Genomic DNA, 12,640 nt, shown 5'->3' with positions numbered 1-12,640 from the left:
TTACAACTTCGGCCGCGCCTTTCGGGGTGCGGCCACTTTTCGAGATTTATTGGCGGCCGCCCAGTTTTTCGCGCGTATGTCCTCGACCACTTTTAGGCCTTCGAACAACTGGTGCCGGCCTGCTGCTTCTTGGGGCATCTGTCCTACCAACTGCGACGCGGCGATCTGTAGGCTTCCATCGACCATTTCGTCGATGCCATATCCCATATCGTCATTGGGCTTGCCTTCGGGCCAGCGAGCGTCGCGATCTAGCGCGGTTCGAATATCGTATTCGCTCGGCCAACAACCGGCCGCCTCCCGGTACTCTTGCAGCGCGTTTGCGACGGCAAATATCTGTTCGGCGACCGCGTATGGCTTTCCGGCGCCGCGGACCGTTCTCAGAAGATTTGCCGTCAGCTCGCGAAGGGGCCACGTCAGGCGGCGCCTGGCATGTTCCTCATCGACTTCGCTTTTGCTGGTTGAGGAGACCAGTCGCAACTCTAAGTCGCGTTTGTCTGTCATAGTCGCCCCTCTCTCGCTCCGCGTGGCCGATACGTTGCGGAAAATAGTTGCGATGTTCAAGGCCCATCGGCGATCTCAATTGGTCGGCGCACGCCATTGCGAAGTCGAGTAAATCATGACAAATTAGCCGCGCTGGTCGGCCGGGCGAATTGAGACGCCACGGCCATAGGGCGGGAGCTTGAGACTACCCGCCCACCGGTCAAAGCCTTGCCAGACCGCGCTTCATTCAATGACAGGCAAAATCTCTGCGCGATTAAGGCGGCCAACGAGCATCTGACACAGCCGACTAAGCCTGGCGGCACGCCACGCTTCGGTTTCCAGTTCTGACATGGTCATGCGCTGCCTGCGCATTATCACGTTGGACGGCCCATCCCTGCGCAGGTCATGGAAGGTAACGCCCCAGTCAGGCATCACTTGCATGCGCGAATGTGCGGCAAGATTCCGTAGATCGCTTTGAGCATCAAGCCGATCGAAGAACATGCCAGCCCAAAGTTGATATTGAAGCAGGGGTTCGATTGCAAAGGCTCGACGCAGAAACGAGATCCGTTGATCGGCGCTGTGCGGGAAACTTTCTCTCAAGGCGGCATAACTGGGCAGTCGCGAAGCTCTCACGCAAAGTTCGCCAAGAGTGCTTTCGATATAACCATAAGCGGAAACAATCGACCCCCGAAACAGCAGCGCGGCCTCGACGTCTCCGCGACGCGACCACGGATTTATCTCAACCTCGTAGGCGCTTCTACGATGCGATTCGGGCGGGGGATCGCGGAGCAGCGGCGTAAGCGACGAGGCCCAATAGTCCGACATAGACCCGCTTCCATGCTGCTGACACTTGCAATCGAAGTGGGGTGCCAGTGTGGGAACCAATTTCCGCGCAGTCCAAAACGGGGCGGAAAACTGCGCTAAACTGGAAGGTAAATGGCTCCCCGGGTAGGATTCGAACCTACGACCGATCGATTAACAGTCGATTGCTCTACCGCTGAGCTACCGAGGAACACGCCGCCGACGCGGCAAGGCGGCCCCTTTGCCGTCGCTTGGCGCATTTTGCAAGGCCTCAAACGATAAATTGTTCCATCGCGATGCGTTCGTCCAATCCCTGATCGGGATCGAACAGCAAAGTCAGGGGCCGGCTGCGGTCGGTCGTGACCAGCACCGTCTTCACATCGCGGATTTCGCGCTGGTCGGCGACGGCGCTGACCGGGCGTTTTGCCGCCTCGCGCACGTTGAAGCGGATGCTCGTCGATTCGGGGACGAGCGCGCCGCGCCAGCGGCGGGGGCGGAAGGGGCTGATTGGCGTCAAAGCCAGCATTTCGGATTCGAGCGGCAGGATCGGACCGTTGGCGCTGAGGTTATAGGCGGTCGATCCCGCGGGAGTCGATACCAGCACACCGTCGCAGGCGAGTTCCTCCAGCATCGTCTTTTCGTTGATCATCACCTCGAGCTTCGCCGCCTGACGCGTTTCGCGCAGTAGCGATATTTCGTTGATCGCGGGCAGGATGTGGCGCTCGCCACTGATCGTCGTGATGTCGCCCGACAGAGGGTGGATCAGGAAGGGACGCGCCGCGGCGAGCCGATCGACCAGCCCTTCGATGCGAAACTCGTTCATCAGGAAACCGATGGTGCCGCGGTTCATCCCGAAAACGGGCATGCTTCGGCGCTGGTCGAGCAATTGGTGCAGCATGTGGAGCAGGAAACCGTCGCCGCCGAGCGCGATCAGCAAATCGGCTTCGGCGAGGTCGACGAAGTCATAAAGCGGGCGCAGTTCGGCCTCCGCCTCCATGGCCGCGGGCGCGTTCGATGCGACTAGCGCAATCTTGCGATGCATTTTGGTCCGGTTCCCCTCGCGGACGGCCTGTCAGCCGCCCGTTGCACTCATATGACGCGCGACCGCCGGTTTGGACTTTCCTTCGATATGAAAGTCATGCGCGCGGGGTTTGCCAGCCAACGCGCCATCAATCAAGCTATCCAGATCGCCGCCCTCGCGCAGCGCCGCGCGGAGGTCAACATGGTCGTCCTGCCCGAGGCACATATAGACGCGCCCTTCGACCGTCAGGCGGATGCGGTTGCACGTCGTGCAGAAATTATCGCTGAGCGGCGTGATCAGCCCGAGCGTCACCGGGCTGCCTTCGACCGCGAAATAGCGCGCCGGACCGCCGGTGCGCTTGTCGACCGGATAGATGGCGCGTGCTTCGCGGAGCGGCGCGATGAAGTGGTGGAGTGGGATATAATGATCGCTGCGGTCATCCTCCACGTCGCCGAGCGGCATCGTTTCGATGAGCGTGAGGTCGCAGCCATTCGCGGTGCAATAATCGAGCATCGGCAGCAGCTGATCTTCGTTGAGCCCGGCGAGCGCGACCATATTGATCTTGACCGCCAACCCCGCGCTGCGCGCCGCATCGATGCCGCGCAGCGCGACATCGAGGTCACCGACGCGGGTGATGTGCTGAAAGGCCTGTTTGTCGAGCGTGTCGAGGCTGACGTTGATCCGACGGACGCCCGCTGCATCGAGCATCGGCGCATGCTCGGCGAGCCGCATGCCGTTGGTGGTTAGCGTCAGCTCGTCGAGGCCATGACCGATCATTGCCCCCAGACGCATCGCCAGCGTGTCGATCCCGCGCCGCACCAGCGGCTCGCCCCCGGTCAGGCGAATGCGACGAATCCCGCGCGCGACAAAGCGCTCGGCAAGTTCGCCCATTTCCTCGATGCTGAGCACCGCCGATTTGGGCAGAAAGGTCATATCCTCGGCCATGCAGTAACGACAGCGCAGGTCGCAGCGATCGGTAACTGACAGGCGTAAATAGCTGATCCGGCGGCCATGTCCGTCGATCAATGATGCTGCGCGCGCGACGCTATGGGAAAATGTGACAGCCACGCGCCCATATTGATGCAAAAGGCAGGAACTTGGCAAGCAAAGCCTGCTAGGGTCAGCATCCACCAATTGCGCGATCGAGGTTTGAAGCGATTTTGCTCAGGGCGAGGAGGCAAGGCGCAGGAATATGTCGATATTTCCAGACTTGCCGACGAAGCCATGGGCAAAATCGCTTCAAACCTCGAAGGGACGTCGAAATGGCTTCGATCTCGTGCGCGCGCGACCTTGCGGGTAGCGATGCTACTCGCGGCGGCCACCCGAACCCGATATCTTTGCCATTTCGATGCCTCGAACGTGCAATTGGTGGATGCTGACTCTATGGAAATGCGATGAATCGCCTGTCCGAATCCCTTTCCGCCTGCGCCCGCAAAATCGAAGCCCTGCACGCGCGGCACGATGCCGACGCGGGCGTCATTCTGGTCCAGGTCGACCAGATGGCGCGCATCAACAACAGCGCGGGGAAGGCGACGGGCGATTCGGTGCTCGACGAGATCGGACGCCGGCTCGAAAGTTTCGCGAGCGACGAATTCGGGCAGGGATCGTGCGTCGACCGCCTTGAGGGTCCGCGCTTCCTGATCGTCCCGTCGACACCGCTGTCGCTCGGCGCGCTTCGCGCCCAGGAACGCGCGCTGCACGTCGCGCTCGCCGAGCCGATCGTCGGCGATCCGAACGGCCGCCTGTCTATCCGCATCGCCGCGGCGCTGATCACGCGCGACGAATCGGTCGCCGAACAGCTTCGCCATGCCGGTGATCAGCTGTCGCGGCCGGCCTCGGCACGCGACGGGGTGATGGTCCACGCCGCGCTGTCGCGGAATGAGGTCGTGATCCATTACCAGCCGCAATATGACGTCGCGACCGGTGAAATGACGGGGGTCGAGGCGCTGCTGCGCTGGCAGCATCCCGAACTCGGCCTGCTAGGCGCCGGGCCGCTGGTCACCGCGGCGCGCGCGGCGCGGCTCGAATGCGAGCTTACCGAACATGCGCACCGCGTCGCGCTCGCCGAAATGGCGAACTGGCCCAAGGCGCTAGCCAAGCTGCGCGTCTCGCTCAACATCACCGCCGCCGATCTGGGCGATCCCGAATTCGCGGGACGTTTCGCCGCGATGGCAAAAGCCGCGAAGGTCGACCCCGACCGGTTGACGCTCGAACTGACCGAACAGGCGATGCTGAGCGACCCAGCGAGCGCCGCCGACCAACTTGCGCAGATCCGCGCGCTTGGCGTCGCGGTCGCGATCGATGATTTCGGCACCGGCTATTCCAGCCTGTCGCTGCTGGCACGGCTGCCGATCGACTATCTCAAGATCGACAGCGGCTTTACCCGCACGATCGACGGCAGCGATCGCGACCGCATCGTCGTGCGCGCGATCGTCGACCTCGCGCGCGCTCTGGGGTTGCTGGTGGTGGCCGAGGGCATCGAGAATGAGCGTCAGCTGACGCGCCTGTCCGAACTGCGCGTCGCGACGTGGCAGGGCTTCCTGAAGTCGGGGCCGGTGCCGGCGGATCAACTGCTGGCGTTGATGGAATAGCCCTTCGTCATTGCGAGCGGAGCGAAGCAATCCAGGGCGGTTTACGCGGGCTCTGGATTGCCGCGTCGCCTTCGGCTCCTCGCAATGACGAGGCGACGTTACGCCACCTGCTTCGCCAGCTTGCCCAATCCCTTCGATAGCTGGAGCGCGCCGTTCAATCGCGCACCCGTGCTCACCCAGTCGCCGCTGATCGACAATTTGTTGTCGGGGCGAAGGCGCGCGCGGCCCTTCAGCCGTTCGACATAGGCGATCAGCCCGGGGACATTGGCGAACTGGTCGCCGTGGAAGCTGACGAGCGCGCCCTTGGTGCCGACATCGAGTTTGGCGATCCCCGCGAGCTTCGCGTTTGCCTTGATCTCCATCAGCTGCACAAGGTTCGCGGTTTCGGGCGGCAGCGGCCCAAAACGGTCGATCATCTCGGCCGCGAAGGCATCGAGCGCCGGACGATCCTCGGCGTCGTTGAGGCGGCGATAGAGCGCCATGCGCAGCGGTAGGTCGGGGACATAATCCTCGGGGATCAGGATCGGCGCGTCGACGGTGATCGTGGGCGACAAGGCTTCGCGCGGCGGCAGCTTTCCAGCACCCTCGGCCTTTGCCACTAAAATCGCCTCCTCGAGCATCGACTGATAAAGTTCGAAACCGACTTCGCGGATATGCCCCGACTGCTCGTCGCCGACGAGATTGCCCGCGCCGCGAATGTCGAGGTCGTGGCTCGCCAGCTGGAAACCCGCGCCCAATGTGTCGAGATCGCCGAGCAGCTTCAGCCGCTTTTCGGCGGTATCGGTGATCGCGCCATGCTCGGGGGTCGTGAGATAGGCATAGGCGCGCGTCTTCGATCGGCCGACGCGCCCGCGCAGCTGATAGAGCTGTGCGAGGCCGAAGCGGTCGGCGCGGTGGATGATCAGCGTGTTGGCGCTCGGGATATCGAGCCCGCTTTCGACGATCGTCGTCGACAGCAGCACGTCATATTTGCGGTCGTAGAAGGCGCTCATCCGGTCCTCGACCTCGGTCGGGGTCATCTGGCCATGCGCGACGACATATTTGATTTCGGGCACGCGGTTGCGCAAGAATTCCTCGATGTCGGGCAGATCCTTGATCCGCGGCACGACGAAGAAGCTCTGTCCGCCGCGGTCATGCTCGCGCAGCAAGGCTTCGCGGAGCACCACGGGATCCCACGGCGCCACATAGGTGCGGACCGCGAGGCGGTCGACCGGCGGCGTCTGGATGACACTGAGTTCGCGCAAGCCCGACATCGCCATCTGCAACGTGCGCGGGATCGGTGTCGCGGTGAGGGTCAGGACGTGGACGTCGGTCTTGAGCTGCTTCAGCCGCTCCTTGTGCACGACCCCGAAACGCTGCTCTTCGTCGACGATGACGAGGCCGAGATTCTTGAACTCGACCGATTTCGCGATCACAGCATGGGTGCCGACGACGATGTCGATATGACCGCTTTCGAGCCCTTCGCGCGTCTTTTGCGCTTCACCTGCCGGAACTAGGCGAGAGAGGCGGCCGATGTTGACCGGGAAGCCTTTGAAACGCTCGACGAAATTCGTGTAATGCTGGCGTGCGAGCAAAGTCGTCGGCACGACCACCGCAACCTGCACCCCGGCCATCGCCGCGACGAAGGCGGCGCGGAGCGCGACCTCGGTCTTGCCGAACCCGACGTCGCCGCAAACGAGCCGGTCCATCGGGCGGCCCGATGCCATGTCGGCGAGCACATCGCCGATCGCGCGGTCCTGATCGTCAGTTTCCTGATAGGGGAAGCGGTCGGCGAACGCGGGATAGGCGGCATCCTGCGCGAGTAGTTCGCCCGAGCGCAAAGCGCGCTGCGCCGCGGTTGCGAGCAGCTCGCCCGCGATCTCGCGGATGCGCTCCTTCATCCGCGCCTTGCGGCGCTGCCAGGCTTCGCCGCCGAGCCGATCGAGCGCGACGCCGTCGCTCTCGCCGCCATAGCGCGAGAGGACATCGAGATTTTCGACGGGGACGTACAGCTTGTCGCCGCCGGCGTAGGTGAGCGCGACGCAATCGTGCGGGCTGCTCCCGACCGGGATCTGGGTCAGTCCCTCATATCGCCCGATGCCGTGATCGAGATGGACAACAAGGTCGCCGACGCTGAGCGTCGCGAGTTCCGCCAGAAACGCATCGGCGCTCTTGCGGCGCTTCTGCCGCCGGACGAGACGCTCGCCGAGGATATCTTGTTCGGTAAGCAGGCTGATCGCGTCGCTCGCAAAGCCATGGTCGAGCGGCAGGACGACCATCGCGGTCGCGCCGCCGCTTTCCGCCGAGGCGGTGCCGAGCGCCTCCTGCCAGCTGTCGGCGGGGGCGAGCGAAGTGACGCCATGGTCGCGCAGCAGCCCCGACAGGCGCTCGCGCGCGCCGCCCGAATAGCTGGCGATGATTGTACGCCGGCCCTTGCGCCGCTCGTCCGACAGATGGTCGGCAACCTTGTCATAGACGTTGAGGTCGGCAGTGCGCTCGGGGGTGAAATCGCGCGCGGCGAAGGTTTCGAGGTCGACCACCGTTGCGCTTGGGGGCACGTCGAAGGGGGTGACGATATGGATTGGGCGATCCGACGAGGCTCCGGCCCATTCGTGTTCGGCCAAATAGAGCGTCTCGGGCGTCAGCGGGCGATAGCTGCCCGGCGATTCGCGTTCGGCGGCAACGCGGTTGGCGTGATAGTCGCTGATTGCTGCGAAACGCGTCTCGGCGGTCGCCTCGGTGCGGTGGCCGCGCAGCACGGGAGTTGCGGGATCGATATGGTCGAACAAAGTTGCCAATCGTTCCTCGAACAGCGGCAACCAATGGTCCATGCCCGCCTGCCGTCGGCCCTCACTCACTGCCTGATACAGCGGGTCGCCCGTCGACTGGCCGCCGAACAGGTCGCGATAGGCCGAGCGGAACCGCTTGATCGTCGCTTCGTCGAGCAAGGTCTCGGATGCCGGGAGAAGCTGCAACGCCTTGGCGGGGCCGAGGCTGCGTTGGTCGGCGGGGTCGAAGCGGCGGATGCTCTCGATCTCGTCGCCGAAGAAATCGACGCGCAGGCCCGTTTCTTCGCCGGCGGGGAAGAGATCGAGGATACCGCCGCGCACTGCGAACTCGCCCTGATCGGCGACGGTGTCGACGCGGCTGAAGCCGTTCGAGACGAGCAGTTCGGCAAGCGCGTCGCGGTCGATCCGCTGCCCCGCCGCGAGCGTCGTGGCGAGCTGGCGGATGCGGAAGGGCGTCAGCGTGCGCTGAGTGATCGCGGCGACGGTGGTCAGGATCAGTTCGCCCCGTTTCGGCGGCAGTTGCAGCGCGGAGAGCGTCGCAAGCCGGTCGGCGCTGACGCGCATCGACGGTCCGGCGCGATCGTAAGGAAGGCAATCCCACGCCGGAAAGCGGTGGACGGCAAGGTCGGGGGCGAAGAAGGGCGCGGCGTCGGCGATCGCCTGCATCGCGCTATCGTCGGTCGCGACATAGACGAGGCGCTTGTCGCTTGCGCGCGCCAGGTCGGCGAGGAGCAGCGGCAGGAAGCCGTCGGCTGCGCGCGCCAGCGTCAGCGGAGTCGGCGCCGATCCGATCGCGGCGAAAATGTCGGCGGCGGGAATCGTCATGGCAGCGGGATATAGTCCAGGCGGCGCATCGCGGCGATCATCTCGGGTCGATCGAGATGGGGGGGCGGCTGACCGGTGCCCAGCGCCCACGCCATGATGTCGACATCATCTTCCTCGACGACGATCTCGTACCAGGCGATCTCTTCCTCGCTCCAACCCGCCGAATAGCGGTCGAAAAAGCCGCCGATCATATAGTCGGCCTCGCGCGTGCCGCGGTGCCAGGCACGGAATTTCAGGCGTTTGAGGCGGTCTTGCATGGCGGGCCTTTTAGCCTTGTCGGGCGATGTATCAACCGCCGTTTCCCCAACCCGTTTGCATCGAGCGAAGTCGAGATGCCCATCGGTCGCGCGCTTGCCTGCGAGGTGTCTCGACTTCGCTCGACATGAGCGGAAATACGAGGCTAGACACGCCGGGCGATGCGACCCGAAATCCTCAATCCGCTCTTTGCTGCGCTCACCGACCTGAAAGGCGTCGGACCGCAGCTCGCCAAGCCGCTGACGCGGCTGGGATTGGAGCGCGTCGTCGACGTGCTGTTCCATTTGCCGACCGGATTGATCTCGCGCTTCCCAGTCGAGCGGCTCGACCAGGCGCAGGCGGGGCAGACGATCATCGTCGAATTGACCGCGCAGGATTATCGCGCGGGCAGGTCGCCCCGAGCCCCGTTCGGAGTCGAGGCGTTCGACGATGCGGGCGACCATGTCCGGCTCGTCTATTTCGGGCGGACGTCAGGGCTCGCGCGCAAACTCTTTCCCCTGGGCGAGAAGCGCCGTGTCTCGGGCCGGCTCGACCTCTATGGCGACATGCGACAGATCGTGCATCCCGATCAGGTCGTCGAGCCGGGCGACGAGGCGGGGATCGCCGAGCATGAGGCCGTGTATCCGCTGACCGAAGGGCTCACCAACGCGCGACTGTCGCAGCTGGGGCAGATCGCGCTCGAACGGCGTCCCGAGCTTGCCGAATGGATCGACGCGCCGTTGCTCGCCAGCCGGAACTGGCCCGCGTGGTGCGAGGCGATGGAACGCGCGCATGCGAGCCCGCGCGACGAAGCGGCGCGCGACCGGCTGGCTTACGACGAGATTTTTGCCAGCCAGGTCGCGTTAATGCTGATCCGCCAGGGCCTTCGCACGCGCAAGGGCCGCCCGATCGTCGGCGACGGTCGGCTGACCGAGGCGCTCAAGCTGCCGTTCGGGCTGACCGGAGCGCAGGAGCGCGTCGGGCGCGAGATCGCAGGCGACATGGCGCAGGACACGCCGATGCTGCGAATGCTGCAGGGCGATGTGGGGTCGGGCAAAACGCTCGTCGCGCTGCGCGCGATGCTGGCGGCGGTTGAGGCAGGGACCCAAGCGGCATTGCTTGCGCCGACCGAAATCCTCGCGCGCCAGCATTTTGCTACATTGCAACGGATGCTCGCGGGCCTGCCGGTGAACCTCGCGATCCTGACCGGGCGCGACAAGGGGAAGGCCCGCGAATCGACGCTGATGGGGCTTGCCGACGGCAGCATCGATATCCTCATAGGCACCCATGCGATTTTCCAGCAGGCGGTGACGTACAGGGATCTCGCGCTCGTCGTCGTCGACGAACAGCATCGCTTCGGCGTCGCGCAGCGGTTGATGCTCACGCAAAAGGCCGCCCGCCCGCCGCACCTGCTGGTGATGACCGCAACCCCGATCCCGCGCACGCTGCAACTCGCCAATCACGGCGAAATGGACGTATCGCAAATCGACGAGATGCCGCCAGGGCGCACGCCAATCGATACGCGCGTCGTTTCGGTCGATCGGCTCGACGAGGTCGTCGATGGGCTCGACCGCCATTTGGCGAGCGGCGCGCAGGCCTATTGGGTCTGCCCGCTCGTTGCCGAGAGCGAGATCAGCGAGCTTGCGGCGGCCGAGGAGCGCGCGGGCCTGCTGCGCGCGCGGCTGGGTGAAAAACGTGTCGGACTGGTGCATGGGCGGATGAAGGGGCCGGAGAAGGATGACGTCATGGCGCGCTTCCAGGCGGGCGAAATCGGCGTCCTCGTCGCGACGACAGTGATCGAGGTCGGCGTCGATGTCCCCGCCGCCAGCCTGATGATCGTCGAACATGCCGACCGCTTCGGGCTCGCCCAGCTCCACCAGCTGCGCGGCCGCGTCGGGCGCGGCACCGCGAAGTCGGTGTGCCTGCTGCTCCGCTCGCAGAATCTGTCGGAAACCGCGCGCGAGCGGCTCGCGCTGATGCGCGATACGAACGACGGTTTCGTAATTGCCGAAAAAGATCTCGAACTACGCGGTGGCGGCGAACTGCTCGGACTCAAACAATCGGGCGATGCCGACTACCGGCTCGCGGCACCCGAACAACTCGTCCGTCTGCTGCCCGTGGCGCACGACGACGCACGCCTATTTGTCGAGCGCGATGGCGGAATGGACGGCGCACGCGCGGAAGCGGTGCGGCTCTGCCTGTATCTGTTCGAACGCGACGCGGCGGTGCCGCTGTTGCGGAGTGGTTAGTTGACGTCGCCCCGCGCGCCCATGGCGCGGATCATCGGCAGATAATCCTCGACCGAAATCGACTTGTCGAACTGCACGCCGGTCTTGCCGCCGATCGACCAGACGACCTTGGCCGCGATGCGGCCGACGATCGGCATGCGGAATACGACGAGATCGCCGATCTCCAGCCCGCGTTCGAAACGCATCAGCATGCCGTCGGCGCTGATGTTGACGCAGGTGCACATTTCCTGCCGTCCGTCGGGCATGACGAAGGGCAGGCGGCAATAGACGTCGCTACGCGGAGCGATCCGCTGGTCGAGGCCTACATAGTGGGCCTTGCTGGTGTCGATCTTGCGCATATTCGTGGACCTTGTTGATTTGGCCATGACGATCCATCCGATTGCTGAAGAAGTGGTAAATGCGTTTGTGAGCGTTACCGGATCACAAGGCCATGTTTTTTTGATCCGAGGCTGAGCGGCACGGGATCGGCGCCCGGCTGGATCAGCTGCTGCGGGTCGCGAACGACTGCGCCATCGACCTTCACCGCGCCCTCTTCGAGCTTGCGGCGCGCCTCCTTGTTCGACCCTGCAAAGCCCAGTTCGCGCAAGGCATCGACAACGCTGATCCCTTCGGCGGGCGCGACGGCCTGCGGAAGGTCGCCACCGATCTGTCCCTTTTCAAAGGTTTGCGTCGCGGTCTCGGCGGCGGCCTTCGCGGCGTCCGCGCCGCGGCACATCGCGGTCGCTTCGTTGGCGAGGATCTTTTTCGCCTCGTTGATCTCGGCGCCTTCGAGCGCTTCCAATCGCGCGATCTCGTCCATCGGCAGGTCGGTGAACAGCTTCAGGAACTTGCCGACGTCGCGGTCGTCGCAGTTGCGCCAATATTGCCAATAGTCAAAATGGGACAGTTGTGCGGGATTAAGCCACACGGCTCCAGCGGCGGTTTTGCCCATTTTGGCCCCCGCGGCGGTGGTCAGCAGCGGAGTCGTCAGGCCATACAAATCGGCGCCATCCATCCGACGGCCAAGCTCCATGCCGTTGACGATATTGCCCCACTGGTCCGATCCGCCCATCTGCAGACGGACGCCCATGTCCTTCGACAGGTGCCGGAAATCATAGCCTTGCAGGATCATGTAATTGAATTCGAGGAAGGTCATCGGCTGTTCGCGCTCGAGCCGCAGCTTGACCGAATCAAAGGTCATCATGCGGTTGATCGTGAAGTGCGTGCCGACTTCCTGCAGCAGCTCGATATAACCGAGCTTGCCCAGCCAATCCTGATTGTCGACCATCACCGCATCGGTCGGGCCGTCGCCAAAGGTCAGATATTGCTGAAAGATGCTGAAGATCGAGGCGATGTTCGCGGCGATCGTCGCGTCCGATAGCATCTTGCGGCTTTCGTCGCGGCCGGTCGGGTCGCCGATCCGCGTGGTTCCGCCGCCCATCAGCACGACGGGCTTGTGCCCCGTCTGTTGCAGGCGGCGCAGCATCATGATCTGGACGAGGCTGCCGACATGCAGGCTGGGCGCGGTCGCGTCGAAGCCGATATATCCCGGCACGACCTGTTTCGCGGCAAGCGCATCGAGCCCTTCCGCGTCGGTCGTCTGATGGATATAGCCTCGCTCGTCGAGCAGGCGCAGCAGGTCGGATTTGTAACTGGTCATAGCGGCCTCTTTGAAAGCGGGGCGCGCTTAGC

General features: G+C 64.1%; 11 protein-coding genes and 1 tRNA gene. 3 read left to right on the top strand and 9 right to left on the bottom strand.

What is annotated here, in order from left to right; translation table 11 throughout:
• From SKP52_RS15510 to moaA, 5 genes are all read right to left on the bottom strand, one after another.
• A complete protein-coding gene (locus SKP52_RS15510; RefSeq protein WP_148309157.1) occupies positions 1-501 on the bottom strand; it encodes a hypothetical protein in 501 nt (166 codons plus the stop codon).
• Positions 502-723: 222 nt separating this feature from the next.
• On the bottom strand, positions 724-1,305 hold the full coding sequence (locus tag SKP52_RS26205) for a hypothetical protein (RefSeq protein WP_148309156.1): 582 nt from the start codon (positions 1,303-1,305) through the stop codon (positions 724-726).
• Between the two features lie 112 nt (positions 1,306-1,417).
• Positions 1,418-1,492 (bottom strand) — tRNA-Asn (locus tag SKP52_RS15500).
• Positions 1,493-1,552: 60 nt separating this feature from the next.
• A complete protein-coding gene (locus SKP52_RS15495) occupies positions 1,553-2,323 on the bottom strand; it encodes an NAD kinase (protein ID WP_039576190.1) in 771 nt (256 codons plus the stop codon).
• 30 nt (positions 2,324-2,353) lie between these two features.
• On the bottom strand, positions 2,354-3,370 hold the full coding sequence (gene moaA / locus SKP52_RS15490) for a GTP 3',8-cyclase MoaA (RefSeq protein WP_052208372.1): 1,017 nt from the start codon (positions 3,368-3,370) through the stop codon (positions 2,354-2,356).
• A gap of 9 nt (positions 3,371-3,379) precedes the next feature.
• Here moaA and SKP52_RS25550 point away from each other — a divergent pair, with 9 nt between their 5' ends.
• Both SKP52_RS25550 and SKP52_RS15485 read left to right on the top strand, forming a co-directional pair.
• Positions 3,380-3,700 carry a hypothetical protein gene (locus SKP52_RS25550; RefSeq protein WP_228383668.1) on the top strand — a complete coding sequence of 107 codons (321 nt, stop codon included), beginning with the start codon at positions 3,380-3,382 and terminating at the stop codon, positions 3,698-3,700.
• Positions 3,697-4,893 (top strand): GGDEF domain-containing phosphodiesterase, encoded by a 1,197-nt coding sequence (locus SKP52_RS15485; RefSeq protein ID WP_039576186.1) that lies wholly within the window; start codon positions 3,697-3,699, stop codon positions 4,891-4,893. Before SKP52_RS25550 ends, SKP52_RS15485 begins: the two co-directional genes overlap by 4 nt.
• Positions 4,894-4,991: 98 nt before the next feature.
• Here the strand turns inward: SKP52_RS15485 and mfd are convergent, their stop codons facing one another.
• Entirely contained in the window at positions 4,992-8,486 is a 3,495-nt protein-coding gene (gene mfd / locus SKP52_RS15480; protein ID WP_052208370.1) for a transcription-repair coupling factor, read from the bottom strand.
• Positions 8,483-8,743: a succinate dehydrogenase assembly factor 2 gene (locus tag SKP52_RS15475; RefSeq protein WP_039576185.1), complete on the bottom strand. Its 261-nt coding sequence runs from the start codon at positions 8,741-8,743 to the stop codon at positions 8,483-8,485. The genes mfd and SKP52_RS15475 overlap by 4 nt, the downstream gene beginning before the upstream one ends.
• Before the next feature lie 159 nt (positions 8,744-8,902).
• On the opposite strand from SKP52_RS15475, the gene recG reads away from it, so the two are divergent.
• On the top strand, positions 8,903-10,969 hold the full coding sequence (gene recG / locus SKP52_RS15470) for an ATP-dependent DNA helicase RecG (protein WP_039576183.1): 2,067 nt from the start codon (positions 8,903-8,905) through the stop codon (positions 10,967-10,969).
• On the opposite strand, the gene SKP52_RS15465 is transcribed toward recG, so the two are convergent.
• Positions 10,966-11,307, bottom strand: coding sequence for a PilZ domain-containing protein (locus SKP52_RS15465; protein WP_039576180.1), 342 nt, complete (start codon positions 11,305-11,307; stop codon positions 10,966-10,968). The two genes, recG and SKP52_RS15465, sit on opposite strands and share 4 nt — an antisense overlap.
• Positions 11,308-11,381: 74 nt before the next feature.
• Positions 11,382-12,608: a tyrosine--tRNA ligase gene (gene tyrS / locus SKP52_RS15460; protein WP_039576178.1), complete on the bottom strand. Its 1,227-nt coding sequence runs from the start codon at positions 12,606-12,608 to the stop codon at positions 11,382-11,384.
• Positions 12,609-12,640 lie beyond the last annotated feature (32 nt).

This window comes from Sphingopyxis fribergensis (assembly GCF_000803645.1).
Classification (GTDB): Bacteria; Pseudomonadota; Alphaproteobacteria; order Sphingomonadales; family Sphingomonadaceae; genus Sphingopyxis; species Sphingopyxis fribergensis.
Note: the sequence above shows the minus strand (reverse complement) of the source record. Positions and strands in the feature narration are given on the sequence as shown.

Coding starts and splice junctions, on each gene's coding strand:
- SKP52_RS15510 (WP_148309157.1), bottom strand. CDS start 501: ATGACAGACAAACGCGACTTAGAGTTGCGACTGGTCTCCTCAACCAGC.
- SKP52_RS26205 (WP_148309156.1), bottom strand. CDS start 1,305: ATGTCGGACTATTGGGCCTCGTCGCTTACGCCGCTGCTCCGCGATCCC.
- SKP52_RS15495 (WP_039576190.1), bottom strand. CDS start 2,323: ATGCATCGCAAGATTGCGCTAGTCGCATCGAACGCGCCCGCGGCCATG.
- SKP52_RS15485 (WP_039576186.1), top strand. CDS start 3,697: ATGAATCGCCTGTCCGAATCCCTTTCCGCCTGCGCCCGCAAAATCGAA.
- mfd (WP_052208370.1), bottom strand. CDS start 8,486: ATGACGATTCCCGCCGCCGACATTTTCGCCGCGATCGGATCGGCGCCG.
- SKP52_RS15475 (WP_039576185.1), bottom strand. CDS start 8,743: ATGCAAGACCGCCTCAAACGCCTGAAATTCCGTGCCTGGCACCGCGGC.
- recG (WP_039576183.1), top strand. CDS start 8,903: ATGCGACCCGAAATCCTCAATCCGCTCTTTGCTGCGCTCACCGACCTG.
- SKP52_RS15465 (WP_039576180.1), bottom strand. CDS start 11,307: ATGCGCAAGATCGACACCAGCAAGGCCCACTATGTAGGCCTCGACCAG.
- tyrS (WP_039576178.1), bottom strand. CDS start 12,608: ATGACCAGTTACAAATCCGACCTGCTGCGCCTGCTCGACGAGCGAGGC.